This is a genomic window from Lactobacillus sp. PV012, assembly GCF_014522325.1.
GTDB lineage: Bacteria > Bacillota > Bacilli > Lactobacillales > Lactobacillaceae > Lactobacillus.
In genome coordinates, this window is sequence record NZ_CP041984.1 from 1 (window position 1) to 14,132 (window position 14,132).

At 33.4% G+C, this 14,132-nt stretch carries 18 protein-coding genes; 15 read left to right on the forward strand and 3 right to left on the reverse strand.

Translation table 11 applies throughout. The features are described 5' to 3' along the window. Positions 1 to 121: 121 nt before the first annotated feature. The 3 genes from FP433_RS07430 (at position 122) to FP433_RS07440 (ending at position 2,861) form a co-directional block, all read left to right on the forward strand. Positions 122 to 1,114, forward strand: a complete 993-nt coding sequence (locus tag FP433_RS07430; RefSeq protein WP_265482853.1) for a replication initiation factor domain-containing protein — start codon at positions 122 to 124, stop codon at positions 1,112 to 1,114. After that, positions 1,111 to 1,854: a LysM peptidoglycan-binding domain-containing protein gene (locus FP433_RS07435; RefSeq protein ID WP_265482854.1), complete on the forward strand. Its 744-nt coding sequence runs from the start codon at positions 1,111 to 1,113 to the stop codon at positions 1,852 to 1,854. Before FP433_RS07430 ends, FP433_RS07435 begins: the two co-directional genes overlap by 4 nt. Positions 1,855 to 2,084: 230 nt before the next feature. Beyond that, positions 2,085 to 2,861, forward strand: a complete 777-nt coding sequence (locus FP433_RS07440) for a hypothetical protein (protein WP_265482855.1) — start codon at positions 2,085 to 2,087, stop codon at positions 2,859 to 2,861. A 143-nt stretch (positions 2,862 to 3,004) separates the two neighbouring features. Here FP433_RS07440 and FP433_RS07445 read toward each other — a convergent pair whose 3' ends face one another. Together FP433_RS07445 and FP433_RS07450 are read right to left on the reverse strand one after the other, a co-directional pair. Then, positions 3,005 to 3,904, reverse strand: coding sequence for a DNA/RNA non-specific endonuclease (locus FP433_RS07445; protein ID WP_265482860.1), 900 nt, complete (start codon positions 3,902 to 3,904; stop codon positions 3,005 to 3,007). Positions 3,905 to 4,238: 334 nt separating this feature from the next. Next, the gene (locus FP433_RS07450) at positions 4,239 to 5,198 is read right to left on the reverse strand and encodes a hypothetical protein (RefSeq protein WP_265482856.1); all 960 of its coding nucleotides are present in this window, start codon (positions 5,196 to 5,198) and stop codon (positions 4,239 to 4,241) included. 234 nt (positions 5,199 to 5,432) lie between these two features. On the opposite strand from FP433_RS07450, the gene FP433_RS07455 reads away from it, so the two are divergent. Further along, positions 5,433 to 5,639 (forward strand): helix-turn-helix domain-containing protein, encoded by a 207-nt coding sequence (locus tag FP433_RS07455; protein ID WP_265482857.1) that lies wholly within the window; start codon positions 5,433 to 5,435, stop codon positions 5,637 to 5,639. A gap of 1 nt (position 5,640) precedes the next feature. Beyond that, positions 5,641 to 6,495, forward strand: a complete 855-nt coding sequence (locus FP433_RS07460; protein WP_265482858.1) for a hypothetical protein — start codon at positions 5,641 to 5,643, stop codon at positions 6,493 to 6,495. Between the two features lie 135 nt (positions 6,496 to 6,630). Here FP433_RS07460 and FP433_RS07465 read toward each other — a convergent pair whose 3' ends face one another. Further along, positions 6,631 to 7,854 (reverse strand): DNA cytosine methyltransferase, encoded by a 1,224-nt coding sequence (locus FP433_RS07465; RefSeq protein WP_265487286.1) that lies wholly within the window; start codon positions 7,852 to 7,854, stop codon positions 6,631 to 6,633. Positions 7,855 to 8,158: 304 nt separating this feature from the next. Between FP433_RS07465 and FP433_RS07470 the strand changes: the two genes are divergently transcribed. From FP433_RS07470 to FP433_RS07515, 10 genes are all read left to right on the forward strand, one after another. Further along, entirely contained in the window at positions 8,159 to 9,214 is a 1,056-nt protein-coding gene (locus tag FP433_RS07470) for a replication initiator protein A (protein ID WP_265482844.1), read from the forward strand. A 29-nt stretch (positions 9,215 to 9,243) separates the two neighbouring features. After that, positions 9,244 to 9,801 (forward strand): hypothetical protein, encoded by a 558-nt coding sequence (locus FP433_RS07475; RefSeq protein WP_265482845.1) that lies wholly within the window; start codon positions 9,244 to 9,246, stop codon positions 9,799 to 9,801. Positions 9,802 to 9,818: 17 nt separating this feature from the next. Further along, positions 9,819 to 11,015 (forward strand): ATP-binding protein, encoded by a 1,197-nt coding sequence (locus FP433_RS07480; protein WP_265482846.1) that lies wholly within the window; start codon positions 9,819 to 9,821, stop codon positions 11,013 to 11,015. 112 nt (positions 11,016 to 11,127) lie between these two features. After that, on the forward strand, positions 11,128 to 11,715 hold the full coding sequence (locus tag FP433_RS07485; RefSeq protein WP_265482847.1) for a tyrosine-type recombinase/integrase: 588 nt from the start codon (positions 11,128 to 11,130) through the stop codon (positions 11,713 to 11,715). Between the two features lie 225 nt (positions 11,716 to 11,940). Further along, positions 11,941 to 12,159, forward strand: coding sequence for a hypothetical protein (locus FP433_RS07490; RefSeq protein WP_265482848.1), 219 nt, complete (start codon positions 11,941 to 11,943; stop codon positions 12,157 to 12,159). Positions 12,160 to 12,179: 20 nt separating this feature from the next. Next, the gene (locus FP433_RS07495; protein ID WP_265482849.1) at positions 12,180 to 12,413 is read left to right on the forward strand and encodes a DUF2922 domain-containing protein; all 234 of its coding nucleotides are present in this window, start codon (positions 12,180 to 12,182) and stop codon (positions 12,411 to 12,413) included. 53 nt (positions 12,414 to 12,466) lie between these two features. After that, positions 12,467 to 12,661 carry a hypothetical protein gene (locus FP433_RS07500; RefSeq protein ID WP_265487284.1) on the forward strand — a complete coding sequence of 65 codons (195 nt, stop codon included), beginning with the start codon at positions 12,467 to 12,469 and terminating at the stop codon, positions 12,659 to 12,661. Beyond that, entirely contained in the window at positions 12,662 to 12,811 is a 150-nt protein-coding gene (locus tag FP433_RS07505; RefSeq protein ID WP_265482850.1) for a YvrJ family protein, read from the forward strand. 23 nt (positions 12,812 to 12,834) lie between these two features. After that, a complete protein-coding gene (locus tag FP433_RS07510) occupies positions 12,835 to 13,668 on the forward strand; it encodes a tyrosine-type recombinase/integrase (protein ID WP_265482851.1) in 834 nt (277 codons plus the stop codon). Positions 13,669 to 13,688: 20 nt separating this feature from the next. Continuing rightward, positions 13,689 to 14,027, forward strand: a complete 339-nt coding sequence (locus FP433_RS07515) for a single-stranded DNA-binding protein (protein WP_265482852.1) — start codon at positions 13,689 to 13,691, stop codon at positions 14,025 to 14,027. The last annotated feature ends 105 nt before the right edge of the window (positions 14,028 to 14,132 follow it).

The window sequence follows — 14,132 nt, forward strand, 5'->3', positions numbered from 1 at the left end:
TCACGGCGAGTGTGGGGTTTGGGGCAAAGCCCCAGGAAAAGAAAGATGTAATTTTGTATTACCCCCCTCTACTAATAGGGGGGTAATAAATACAAGAAAAGATGTAAAAGGTGTTTAATACATGCTATCAGTAATTTTTGACTGGGTGGAATTTACTCTCCTAGAAGTGTCTTTGAAAGAAACTCTTAAAATTTTAGATTTAGATTTTTCAGAGTTGACCCTACTTTCAAAGGGAAGGTTTGGCTACCGTCATCAACTCAAATGGAATAGTGGAAGTATTTTTATTATGTTTAGTGCTAAAACAGATAAAGTCACAGAAACCTCTAAAATAGACAAAAAAGCAGGAGTTCATGTGATGATTACAGGTCAAGGGTGTCGCCAATTTTCTGTAAATGGAGATTTGCTTAAGTTGATTGCTACCTTGTACTTACTGCCACACGTAAATTTTTCCAGGATTGACCTAGCAGTTGATGACTATAAGTCGCAGATTATCAGCTACAACTGTATAAATAAGGCAGCCCTAGCTAGAAATTTTACTTCTAGGTGGAGTAAATGGGACGAAATTAATTCACGTCAAACATCTACTGGAAACTTCTTGGGCAGAACCATGTATTTTGGCTCACAAGCATCTGACCTTTTCTGCAGGATTTACGATAAGACACTAGAAAGAAAAGCAAATTCGGAAGAAGACGAAGTACCTGGAGCTTGGACTCGTCTAGAAGTGGTCTATCGTAAGGAAAGAGCTAAGAAGCTAGTAGAGCACCTCATGCATGGACTACCTGTAGGAGATGCCTTAAAAGGCACTTTAAAGCAATACTTACGCTTTTTAACACCTTCAACTGATAGTAATAAATCTCGCTGGCCAACAGCTCCTTGGTGGGAATCCTTTCTTCAAGAAGTTGAGAGCTTGCAACTGACTGTGAAAAAAGAAAGTAAATCAATCGAAGATATGGCAGCATGGGTAGAAAAGCAAATTGGCCCTTCGCTAGCTGCGATTTTAAAAGCCCACGAAGGTGATTTACACTGGCTTAGACAAGTTATTGCTAAAGGTGCTCACCGTCTCTCACGTCGCCATATAGACGCAATAAATATTTATAAAGGACAATTAACATGACAACATATCCAAAAATTGCTTGGACTTTTTCAGATACTCCAAGCGGTCCAGAAAAATATCAAAAACTTTTAAAAGCAGGAGTTAAAGACTTAGTAGTTCCTATCAGTGCTACCAAGGGGAGGCTTTTAGCAGGAAGTCATCATGCTTCATTAATCAGAAAAGCAGGATTACGGCTTCACCCATGCATCCAAACGGACTTATCTTCTCCAATTTTTGATACAAAGTACTTTTTAGAAGCCTGCTTTGAACTTCACTTAAAACGTACTATGAAGCTGACTGTGAAGCTTGTATCAAATAAAGAAGTTAAAGATAAAGCTAGACGAATAAACCAGCTAGTGAATTACCTTGCTGGGATTGTTCCTGAAGAAAATATTGGGATTGCAATTGACAAGAAAGACTTAGATAGTGGTGAATTTAAAATCGAAGATTTACCACCTACCTTAAATGTCACAAGCTTCAACGAAAATAAACTCAACTCAGGAATTGAAAAAGCCGGAACTTGGATTTATACAAATACCTTTGAAAAAGAGCATCTAGCCCTAGGATATGACTTTTATGGCTTTTATACAGGAGAGCAGGAATATCAGCTGTCCTTAGAAAGTAAATATATCAGCCAGCCAGGTGACACATGGGTTACAATTGCGACTAGACATGGTATTTGGTTGCCAAAATTGCTTCAAATCAATAATGCAACGTACTCAACTCTGATAGTACCAGGACAAGAGATAAAACTCTCTTAAAATACTTTATAAAATAAAAGCCCCCTTACAGTTGAGGGTCTCTCAAGCGCTCTCCAGACAGCAAGCTGTCTTCCGTTTAGCGCTTAGCGAGCCCCAATCCTTTCAGGGGGCTTTTATTTTATCTCCATCTGCTACAACCGCCTATTGAACAAAATAGGCGGTTTTTGATGTCTTAATAAGCCTAAGTTCTATAATTATAATTGTAGGTGATTACTAATGGAGGGAAAAAGATGTATTCAGTTACTAAAAGGATTAGTAAGGTTAAACAACCACGAGGTGGATATGTAAATAAAAAAGCCTTAACTGCAACACAGTTTGAAGATAATATTTCTTTGAATGAAAAAGAAAATATCCATGCAAGTCTAGTTGGTCTTGTTGTCGACTATATGACAAGATTTATGATGGGCACTCCAAAAAAAGAGGCTTTTTCTATTTCTATAAATGGAGCTATGGCCTTAGATTCATGGACAGAAGGTAAAGTAGAACTTCAAAATGCACTAGCATTACTAAAAAATATTAAAGGCCTTGATAAAGATTCTATTATTGCTGCTTGTAAAATAGTAGGATACGATGTGTGTTACAGAGCAGGAATAATGGGTTATAAGCCGGTAGAAGAAATTAATCCAGATAAATCTACAATAGAAAATATTATAACTATGATTAATCGAAGTTTGGTCTTTTGGAAAAAGTATGGACCAATTACAAAGGATGGTTTTACTTTTGAAGGTGGGTACACAGATATTATTTCAACAGGTGATGGTGATTATTTAACTAAAGATACTCTATGGGACTTTAAAGTGTCAAAGACAGAGCCAACCACTAAACATACCTTACAAATCTTGGTATATTATCTCATGGGGAACCACTCAATTCACACTGAATTGTTTAAAGATATTAAAAAATTAGGTCTTTACAATCCACGCTTAAATAAGATGTACACAGTAGAAATTAACTCGATACCTGAAGAAGTAATGAATGAAGTATCACATAAAATTATTGGATATTAATACGAGACAGTAGACGATAATCAAAAAGAACCCCTAAAAGGATTTGGGCTCGCTAAGCGCTAGACGGAAGACGACTTGTCGTCTGAAGAGCGCTTGAGAGACCGTTGACTGAAGGGGGTTCTTTTTGATTGTTAATTTAATATTTATCTTAGTGATTTTCTATAACCTGCACGTTTTGCAGCAGCTTCTGAGGAAAAGTAAACTGCATTACTTGAGCTCATGTGGTAATTTTGACCACTCATAACATGATAAATTTTTGATCTTTTATTACCTACTACTGTGTATCTGGCAGTGCTAATTCTGTTTGCCACATTATGAATTACTCTTGTTTTTGTCTTTTTAGTAGCAGATTTTTTCTTGGTAGTTGTTTTCTTATGTTTAACTACAGTAGTTTTCTTTTTAGTAGTAACACTTTTTCCTACCTTACTGGTTCCATCTTTATAGTTTAAAACCATTCCTGGTTGAACATTAAAGATATAAACATTAAAGTGGACGCTGTTATCACCAATGGATTGAGCTTCCATTTGAACACCACTTGCTAAAAGGTTGTTTCCTTTGTAAATTGGGGTTACTCGGTAGCGGATGTAGTGCTTATTTGAAGCCTTGATATAAGTGGCTACCTTATTTTCGTATTTAAGCATATTAGGATCGTTTAATTCACGAGTCCCAGTGATTAAGTTACGAGGATTGTTATTTTCTCCAGTAAGTTGGTAGCCGATTAAATGTGAGCGATTATAAAGCCAACCACTCTTAATACGTTTATTGTGCCAGCCAGTCGGATTCCAAGTTAAAGCTGAACGCATTGTTGTTGGCATTAACTTTTTATTTAAAAGTGCATTTGCAGTGTGAGCACGGTTTAAAGTATCTAATTCGCTGAATTTTTGCCATGCACCGTGGCTTTTACTCTTAGTTGCAGCTGAAAAACTAGGCTTATTGTTATTTACAGTTACAATTTCATCTTTAGAGTAATTAAGACTGGATAAAGAGCTTGTACTGTAGCTCTTTGCTTGAACTTGGGGTGTATTGTTTGCAGAAACTCCCAAGGTAGTAGCTAATCCTAAAGAGACCACTAAAGATGTTACAATTTTTCTTAATCCATGTATTTTCAAAATAAAAATTCCTTTCACTATACATTAATATCAGACAAAAATTAATTATAGCATTTTTAAATTAGAAATTTTTATTATACCCATATCCCCACTTTGGTAGCTTATGTCTAGCCTTCGGGGCTTCAGTCGGCTGCGCCGTCTTCCGTGCCCCCGAAGCCGTAGCCAACGCAAGTTGTGGGGATATGGGGATATTCTTTACAACATTGTATGAACTTTATCGGCTACATAAAAAGATGAACCCTAAATTTAAGGTTCATCTTTTTAGAATTTAATCAAAATTGTATTTTGATACACGTGGATCATAATCCGCATCTTTTATTTTAGTAAAAGTTACACTATCTGCTGGTATATAGGTAGTGATCTCATTTTCATGACGATGCTGGGATCGGTAAGCGGCTACCGCATAATAGTATTTACCATTATATTTAACAATTAATTTTACGCCACCAAGACGCGAAACCTGTACAATTTTATTCTTTTTAACAGTCTGCTTTTCTTGTGACGATATATTAGTTAACGGCGTTAAGATTTCAGTCATATCATCATTATCATCTTCATCGGAATAGAGAGGACTATTAGCTACTTTTATATCTTCAGTATCAAAATATACTGTAGCATCTTTTTTTAATTTAAAGGCCATAACTTCAGTAGCTGTATTTACTTTCTTTTCAAACTTTTTATAAGCGTCTCTATACTTTTTTGCGGTTTTATCGTTCTTCAAGTTATAAGGGGTCACATCTGCGGCATTAAATTCTACATTAGAATATAATCCATCCTTATCATCCTCGTCTATCTCAATATAATATTTTCCTTTATGATACCATTCTGTGTCATAAGATGAGTGGCCATCCAAAGATTTTAGATCGTACATTTGACCAGCTTTAAGTGTTTGATATGCTTTTCTTTTTCCGGTCGGATCCGTTTTAAATTTACCAGCTAACTTTATATCTTTTTTAGGAATAATAGCATCTGCATGTTTGTAATTATAATCTGCTGTATGGTTAACCACCTTTTTACTACTTTTTGTAGCTTTCTTTGTTTTCTTAGGAGTTACGGTTTTCTTTACCTTTTTTGCTTTTTTATGTTTTACAACTTTTTTCTTTGTACTCTTTTTCTTTGCAGCTTGAACAACGCTAGAAGTAGTGGAATTATTTACTACAGAACTTGCAACAGGTGCTACTGCTAATAAAGTAGCAGCAATAGCACTAATTTTAATGTTTTTATTCATTATCAATTTCTCCTCAAAATAATTTATGCATTCTTAGTGTAGCACCTCTATTGTTATTCAATTTATTATCTTCCAATGTGCAAAAAATAAATAACGTTAACAACGCAATTGGTGGAACTGGTAGGTGGAAATCAAAAAAGAGCGCTCATAAAATATGAGCGTTCTTTTTGTTGCTTATAGTCCGTTGATAAATAATTAACTACATTGGATATTTATAAACTAAAGGGAGCTTTTATGATGAATCAATGGATAGGAAACCGTATTAAAGAATTACGTGCACAAACAGGTTTAAGTCAAGAAAAATTTGCTATGAAAATCAATATGGATAGATCTTACTTTGCAGATGTAGAGCTAGGGAACAGAAATATATCTATAAATAACCTTGAGAAAATCATTAAAGGCTTTGATATTACATTCGAAGATTTTTTTAAAGGAGTATAATATGACCAAAGATTATGACAGAGTTGAACAAAATGTAGCTTTAAGCATAAATAAATTAAAAGGTTCCTCTCTTCCCAACAATTTACCTCAATGGTTAGTAAACCTTGGAGTTAGACCTGGTGCCATAATTTTAAAGGCAGAGGATATTGGGGCTTCAAGTCCCGACAATAAAACAGACATACTTGTTACTTTGAAAAACTCAGAACCATTAAAAATATCTGTAAAAAAACCTAATGCAGATTACTATGGTAATTGGTATGGTCACATTAAGATGGTCAATGTTTTTGGAAAACAAATTTTTGATAAGCTAACAGTAGCCATAACCCAATGGGCAAACAATATAAAAGATGACCCAACATGGGACAAAAAGCCTTTTGTTGGTGTAAGTGTTAATTTTGGTAAAAGATCTGGAAAAACTAAATTAGGTTTTAATGAAGTTTTTAGCAATGAAGATATTCTTACAATTGCTAAAGGTAAAGGAAATGGTACTAATACAGCTAACACATTACTTATTACTGACCATGGTGCAATTGATAGTGCTGATGAATTAATATCTTCCTTAGAAGAGCTAACGGTTAAAAATATTTTAAATGAAATTGGAGAATTTGATATTGCTGTTAGACCTATTAATCCCATGACAGAAGGAAGTAACAGAGGGAAGAATATTTATACTCGCTTTGTTCCTTACAAGAAGCTTGATGTCCCAACAACTATTACAACCATGTCAGAACTTACAAAATTAGGTACATATAAAACTGTTTCTCCTGTGCTAAGCCGACCTATGCTAACTCATAATTTTGTTCTTGATGATTTAGAAAAGAACTATAACATTATAATTCCACGTAAATCAAAATAAGAATAGTCTAGACAAATTATTAAAATAAAAAAGTTGATAATCTTGGTTTTATAAACTGAAGTACCTCACAATTGTTAGACATATGTCTAACAATTGTGAGGTACTTCAGACTTTGATACATCAACTTTTTTATTTTTATTCAGTCATTTCTGGGTGATCTACAAAGAATTTAGCAATTGGATACATAACTTTTCTAGATAATTCTACAGGAACTGCATTACCTATTTGTTTATACTTTTTATCTAAATATCCATTTTTACTTTTAGCCGTTTCTCCACCAGTAAATTTGAACCAATCTGGAAATGTTTGTATTCTAGATATTTCTTTAACACTTAATCTTCTATTTTTATCTCCCTGAAATTTCCATTTATCTTTACCAACCTTAATCATTGGTTCTCCACCAGGCCATAACGGAGCCTGACGACCTGAAGCTTGAATAGTAAATGACTGTTCATTCCATTTTTTCTTTCTATTACGTGACATATACATTGAAGAAAAGCTTCCTTCAAATACATCATCTGGATTTTCCGGTAAATCCCCAATAGCATCTTTTAAAGTTACATATGGGTTGGTCAACAAATTATCACCATTAGTTGGTTCTGGTAGTTTATATTCCCAATCGTATTTTTCTTTAACCTTCTTTATGTTTGTACCTATCAAAATTACCCTTTCACGTAATTGTGGTACACCATAATCTCTTGAATTAACTAAGAATGCTTTAACTTCATATCCAGCAGATGAAAAATCTTCTAGTAACTGTTTAAACACTTCACCTTTAGCCAAAGTTAGTAGCCCTTTAACATTTTCACCTACAAAGAATGCTGGTTGCGTTTCTAACAACGCTCTAATGTAATGTACATACAAAAAATTGCGAGGGTCATCTATTAATCTGGGTCCTGCTGCAGAAAATCCTGGACAAGGGAATCCTCCTGCCATAATTTGACATTCAGGAAAATGTGCAATTTTTCTAATATCTTTGTCATTTTTCACTACATCATCTGAAAACATTTCGGCATATGTTTCATTAGCCTCTTTAAAATTATCATTTGAATAAGATATATGAAAAATACTCTTTGTGCGATTTTCAAAATATAAATTTTTTGATTTTAAGATATTATTCGTATATTCTTTTCCTTCAGTTGCATCTAATCCTGCTAATTCTAACCCTAAATCTAATCCGCCAGCACCTGAAAATAAACTAACCATATTAGCTTTATTTTTTTTGTTCACTACTTTATTTAATAAGTCATCCTTTTCCTCATCGAATATTTTGTTTTGTTCTTCCTTAATTTTAGTTAAAAGTACTCTTTTTACCTCGTTTTTTGACAATTTTGAAGCAGATACAAATTTTTTACGCATACTATGACCTCCATTTGATTACTTACAAATAATAACCTAAATAGAAATAAAAGGCCAGTTTTTATTTAATTTACTTTAAAGTTCCTTGTGCCTTTATGGTATTATATTTATATAAACAAAAAAAGCTCGTATCAGATTGGAACCCTGGAAACGAACTTTGATGTGTTTTTCTATGTCTAAAAGTATTATACCAAAATACTACCAATTTTCAACATACTTAATCTCTACTTTGGTAGAATTATAATATTATTTAGTCTAGAATTTTAAACCTTCAGAGTTCGTAAGAGCACTGGAGGTATTTTTTATGTCTGACAAAAACAAAAGATACAGTGCGACGCAAATAAATGCGGAACTGTTTTGGAAATTTCCCAAATTTTTATTAGAAAATCAGAAGTATGAGAATCTATCTAATGACGCTCGCGTAGCTTATATGCTCATCAAAGATAGATATAGATACTCGCTCTCAAATCAATGGATAGACGCTAAAGGAGACGTGTACGTGATATTTACCATTGAACAACTAAGAGAGCTTCTTCATGTTGGAAAAAATAAGGCAATTTCCATCAAAAAAGATTTAATTAATCTTGATTTATTAGAAATTGAAAAACAAGGTTTTGATCCAAAGTCACAAAAAAATTTACCTGATAAATTTTATCTTTTACAGCCAGAATACGTTGCCGAGGATTTAATTTCACAAACTTCACAAGCGCAAAGCCTTGATATAAGCGGAGGTTTAAAAATCAAACCTCGGTCAAAAAATAAAGAAATCCCGTCAAATCAAGAAAGTAGTGATTGTGAAAATTGCAACAATCAAGCATCAACCTTAGAGCCAAACGGAGGTTTAAAAACTAAACCATATAAAGATAAGAATAATTCAGATACTATAAAAGATACTATGAAAGATACTCAAACTTGGGATTTTTCATCACAAAAATATCCCAAAGAATTGGTTAGAAAACAAAACGAAGATTTATTAAATCATTTAGATGAATTCTTGAATACAAATTCTTCAATGCCTATGTTCTTAAATAAAGAATCTTTAGACCTAATTAAGATGTGGTTCAGAACACCTCAAGAAGTATCTGAATGCATTAGCACCATTTTAAATGCTGCTAATGATAGTAGAGAGGAAGCTATAGAACAATTAGGAACTCATAAACTAAACTTTGAAGATTACGATGATGAGTTAAAAGAAAAAACCACTAATGCTCTTAGAAGATATTTCAATAAAATGCGAACAACGAAAAAAGGTGAAATTAAAAATCCCAAGAATTATTTATACATTTCAATGAAGAACTTGTTTGGTTACTGGCAAAATGAAATACTTATCAATAGAAAAGATGATAACAAAAATAGTTAACGTTAATTAACGTTAAAAAGGTGTTAATTATGGAAAATAAAATATTATCAAAGTCTAAAATAGCTGAAAAACTAGGCACTAATGCCATGAGGGTCTCTCGCTTTATTGATCGCAAAAAAATCACACCTGTTAAAAAATCAGGTAAAAGAGAGCTCTATAACTTAACAGATTTTAACGCGTTAAAATCTGAATTGAGTAATCCAAAATCCCAATCTGAGGCTCAAAATCATGGTTTTAGTAAAGATGATTATATTTTAACGTTAAAAAAACAGTTAGAAGCTCAGAAACAGCAATACGAGCAAGTGGTGGCTTCTAAGGATGAAACTATAGCTTCTTTAAAGGAAACGATTAAGACATCTGATAAGGCTTACGAAGATATGAAGGAACAGCTTGCTGTTAAAGATGGACAGATAGCTTCTTTAACTAAATTAACTACTAATGCACAGACGCTAAACCTGTTGGACAAGCCTAAACAGGATAAGGAAGAAACTAACAGTGAATCTAACGTTAAAAGTGAACGTGAAGACGTCGTTAAAGAAGAATATGAACATAAAGGATGGTTCAAGAGACATTTTAGAAAAAAATAAATTACCGAGGATAGAATATGAAAAATATTGAAAAGGTATTAACCAAACCAGAAGACGAATACCATGACTTTAAACAGCAGTGGTACTCTTCGAATGATAAAAGTGAATTTATAAAAGATATTTTTAGTTTTGTAAATACTGTACATCATGAAGATTGCTACTTAATAATTGGCGTTGATGATGACAGAAATATAGTAGGAGTTGAAGATGATGAAAATCGTCTTAATACTCAAAAAATTACGGATTATCTTCATCAATTACCTATTGCTAACTCTCAGGTACCTAAAGTAGTTGTTGAGACTTTAACCATTGAAAATCATGAAATAGATATTATTGTAATCAAAGATACATCAGATGTTCCTGTTTACCTCACTGAGGATAAACACCCAAAGGGATCAAGAAGACCAATTCACGCTGGACAAATTTTTGTACGAGAAAATGATACTAATACTCCTATTAATAAATCAGCTAGTGACTATCAGGTAGAACGACTATGGAAGAAACGGTTTGGGTTAGAACTACCAATTAAAGAAAAGTATAGAGTTAAATTAAAAGATATAGGTAATTGGGAATATTTTGGAGGTGATGAACCAAGATTGCTGTATACGATAGATCCAGATTATTGTATCTATATTAAAGATGAAGAAATAGCTAGGGACCAAGTTCAATCTTATAGTTTGGGGCAAAGTAGTTCAAAGGTGCATTGGAGTAAAATATTATTACAATATAAAAACAACACTATATTTGACTCATTAGGTGTTTATATGGATAAGTTCAGATTTTTTACTGTAGTACCAATTTTAGGAGTTGTGCCGCCAAATGAAAGGGAAGTACTAACTTTTCAATATTTTATAAGAGAATCTTATGAGTATTTACTTGAACAATTATTTATTTCTAAAAAACATTATGAACTTTCCCCGGATTACTTTGAAAAAGAAAAACTCTTTCAAAGAGTAGTTATTTTCGATAATCAGGCCCAAAAGAATAAGGTACTAGAAGAATTATCTAGGAAAAAAGATAGTATTAAAGAGAAATGTATTCCCACTAAAGAAGAATTAAACCAATGCAATTCATTAATAAACTTTGATTTTGGTACCAATGCTTACGAAGCCCAAGAAGAATACATTTATAGGTTATGCAAAGAAGCAAAAGTAAGTGAATTTATTAATGAATATTTAAAGGAAAATAAGCTAGGGTCTATTTCTAATAAATAACCCCTAAAGAATATTGATAAATCAAGACTCTTATTTTATGATTAATAAATAAGGGTCTATTTTTATGTTTTAAGCATAAATAGACCTAACCCATAAGATAGGATTAATTAAAATGAAACAGCTAGTACTACCGATTAAAGATAAAAATATTCTTCATCAGGTCCAAGATACTTTACTGAATAATTTCAAAGTTGGAAGGCGAAACTATACTATCTTTCAAGTAGGTAAAGCCACCCTACTTCGAGTTAGTGATGTATTGGCTCTTAGACGTTCCCAAATTTTTGAAGAGGATGGAACTATTAAAAGAAATGCATATATTGTCGATAAGAAGACTAGGAAAGCCAATACTCTTTACTTAAGACCTGTAGAGGAAGACTTAAAGAAGTATCTAGATTGGCTACAAAAAGAAAATATAGATTCGGAGTGGCTTTTTCCCTCAATTAGACACCCTGATAGGCATATTACTGAAAAGCAGTACTATAAAGTTATGGCCAAAGTCGGAGACCTTTTAAGTATTCCCTATCTTGGAACTCATACCATGCGCAAAACAGGAGCTTATATGGTATATGAACAAAGTCACTATAATATTGGACTTGTGATGAGTCTTTTAAATCATTCAAGTGAAGAAATGACTTTGAAGTACTTGGGTTTAGATCAAGTAAGTAAAGAAAAGATTCTGGATACTATCAATTTTGAATAAATAACAAAATTACATAAAACAAATATATTTAATTATAATATTGTTATTTTAGTTGATATTAGATATAATTAATTTACATCAAGAAAGAACACTTTTATACATTTGAAATGAATTAAGCAATGATGACATCACGATGAAGAGACCAATGCGGTGAGAAAGTATCATTGCTTTTTTTGTGCAATTTTACTTTCTCACAAATTTAAAATTATTGAGGAGGAAAATTTAATGAAGTTGGAAACTGTATTTGGATCAAGAAAATTAGGTGTCAAGTATGTAAAAGAGGGGGCTACCAAGGAAACTAGCGTTTCATTATCTAACTTGGCAAAAGAAGCCACTAATGACCAAGTGATGCAAGTAGTTAAAGCTTTAGACAAGTTAATTAACGGTGAAATTACTGCTGTTAACATGACTGAAGTAACTAATGGTAGCTTTTTAGAAGACTAATTTAAAGAGGAGGAATAAGAATGGCAACAAAAGTTTTAAAATTAACCTTTGTCAACGGTGAAGGCAAGAATACTAATCTTTCAATTGCTAACCCTAAGGTAGATTTACCTGAAGATACTGTAAAGGCTGCTATGGATGAAATCGTAGCAGCAGGTGCATTTATGAAAGATGGTGTAAACAAGTTTGTTGGTGTTGTTGGTGCGAAGTACTACACTACTCAATCTGACGCTATCTTTAGCAACAAAGCCGAATAATGTTGCTTGAGGGAGGGGAGAAATCCCTCCCTCTTTTTGTTTAGGAGAAGATGATGGATAAATATTTAGAATTAGTAAGCTATGCTCATCCAGTCTATCGAAAGTGTGAACTTTGTAAGAGAGTAAAAGATGTAGTTTATCGCTTGGATGTCAAACATGCAGACAGCTCTGCGATGCTAACGGGATCTTTAGACCTTTGCAAAGTTTGCTCTATAAACATGGGTGACATCATTAGAAAGGCTAAATAGATGACACAAGAAATCATGAAATATGTCTTAGAACAGGCGTCAGGCGTGGTTATTGCTCTTATGCTTATAATTCGTATTGAAAGTAAGCTAGATGGGCTAACAGCTGCAATCATGCGTCTTTCTGAGACTAAAAGCGAGGATCGTGTGTAGACACACGACCAATTTTTATATTTATGCAATTTAGAGAAATATGCGAAAAGTTCCTGGAAGATAAGGAATTAGAGGGGTGCGCTAAAGGTACGCTTCGAGAATATAGAAGTCGACTTGAAGAACTTGGAGATTATTTTAATCAAGAAAAGCTAAATTTTTTAACGTTAGAAAATACTGATATATCAACATTTGTTCATTTTTTAATTAAAAAAGGGCAAAAAAATCAAACAATAAAAAATAAATTATCGACGTTTAGCGTACTTATTAATTGGAGCGTCAAAGAGGGCTTACGTGAAAATCTAGATGTTAAGCAACACTATCCTAAAGTGGTTGTTCAAAAAATATCTAGACTAAGTGATGAAGAAATAAAAATTTTCACATCTTACATTGATGGCTTACAAGAAAATATCAGAGCTGCTTTTTACCTTATGATGGGCACTGGCTGTCGAGTGGGTGAAGCAGCACATCTTAGACCAACAGATGTCACTTTAAGAGGAAAATCTGTCTATATTGATATTCACGAAGCCAAATGGGGTAGTGATCGGTGTATTCCAATTACTGAGCAAGTACCTGCACAAGTGGTGTGGAAGTATCGAGAAGAGTTGGAATTAGACTCGCGCCCACTTTTTAGAGTCTCAAAAAGGACTTTACAGTGGTATGCCACTGACTTCGCTAAGAAAACAGGAATACCTTTTAAGTGTCACTTACTTAGACACACCTATGCAGCTCTTTTAACAGAAAAAGGAGTGCCAATGACTACAACTCAAGTTTTACTAGGACACAAAAGCCTTAGTATGACAGCTCACTATGCGAACTCAGCCATCGCTGACTTAAAAGATATATCTGCAACAATTTAATTTTTAAAGGAGAAACGAAAATGAATGACATTAAGCTATTAGGTAGATTGACACATGCACCTGAAATTAAGAAAAGCTCCGGAGGGCGTGATTATGCATGGTTTACTGTTGCTGTACCACGTAGGAACGATAAAAAAGAAGCTGATTTCATCAGATGCGTTGCTTTTGATAAATTGGCTTCAGCGATGAACCAATATTGTGGTAAAGGACGCCAAGTTTTAGTACAAGGACGTCTTCAAGTAAGTTCAACTACTCAAAATCAAGAAACTAAGTACTATCATACTGTAATTGCACATGCTGCTCATTTTTTACATGACCCTAATGTAGCTACACCAGCGGAAGAAGAGGTTCCTTTCTAAAGCTGTCAATGATAAGCGCAGAAATGCACGCATTTCGAGCATTAAGGAATTGACAGCATAAAACCTTACACTTAAAGAAAGGAAAAGCAGGCAGGCTTTTCCTGC

Bases quoted from the DNA above. Each gene is read 5' to 3' on its own strand.
- FP433_RS07485 (WP_265482847.1), top strand. From the start codon at position 11,128: ATGAAACAGCTAGTACTACCGATTAAAGATAAAAATATTCTTCATCAG.
- FP433_RS07505 (WP_265482850.1), top strand. From the start codon at position 12,662: ATGACACAAGAAATCATGAAATATGTCTTAGAACAGGCGTCAGGCGTG.
- FP433_RS07430 (WP_265482853.1), top strand. From the start codon at position 122: ATGCTATCAGTAATTTTTGACTGGGTGGAATTTACTCTCCTAGAAGTG.
- FP433_RS07495 (WP_265482849.1), top strand. From the start codon at position 12,180: ATGGCAACAAAAGTTTTAAAATTAACCTTTGTCAACGGTGAAGGCAAG.
- FP433_RS07475 (WP_265482845.1), top strand. From the start codon at position 9,244: ATGGAAAATAAAATATTATCAAAGTCTAAAATAGCTGAAAAACTAGGC.
- FP433_RS07455 (WP_265482857.1), top strand. From the start codon at position 5,433: ATGATGAATCAATGGATAGGAAACCGTATTAAAGAATTACGTGCACAA.
- FP433_RS07470 (WP_265482844.1), top strand. From the start codon at position 8,159: ATGTCTGACAAAAACAAAAGATACAGTGCGACGCAAATAAATGCGGAA.
- FP433_RS07465 (WP_265487286.1), bottom strand. From the start codon at position 7,854: ATGCGTAAAAAATTTGTATCTGCTTCAAAATTGTCAAAAAACGAGGTA.
- FP433_RS07490 (WP_265482848.1), top strand. From the start codon at position 11,941: ATGAAGTTGGAAACTGTATTTGGATCAAGAAAATTAGGTGTCAAGTAT.
- FP433_RS07480 (WP_265482846.1), top strand. From the start codon at position 9,819: ATGAAAAATATTGAAAAGGTATTAACCAAACCAGAAGACGAATACCAT.
- FP433_RS07435 (WP_265482854.1), top strand. From the start codon at position 1,111: ATGACAACATATCCAAAAATTGCTTGGACTTTTTCAGATACTCCAAGC.
- FP433_RS07450 (WP_265482856.1), bottom strand. From the start codon at position 5,198: ATGAATAAAAACATTAAAATTAGTGCTATTGCTGCTACTTTATTAGCA.
- FP433_RS07460 (WP_265482858.1), top strand. From the start codon at position 5,641: ATGACCAAAGATTATGACAGAGTTGAACAAAATGTAGCTTTAAGCATA.
- FP433_RS07515 (WP_265482852.1), top strand. From the start codon at position 13,689: ATGAATGACATTAAGCTATTAGGTAGATTGACACATGCACCTGAAATT.
- FP433_RS07510 (WP_265482851.1), top strand. From the start codon at position 12,835: ATGCAATTTAGAGAAATATGCGAAAAGTTCCTGGAAGATAAGGAATTA.
- FP433_RS07440 (WP_265482855.1), top strand. From the start codon at position 2,085: ATGTATTCAGTTACTAAAAGGATTAGTAAGGTTAAACAACCACGAGGT.
- FP433_RS07500 (WP_265487284.1), top strand. From the start codon at position 12,467: ATGGATAAATATTTAGAATTAGTAAGCTATGCTCATCCAGTCTATCGA.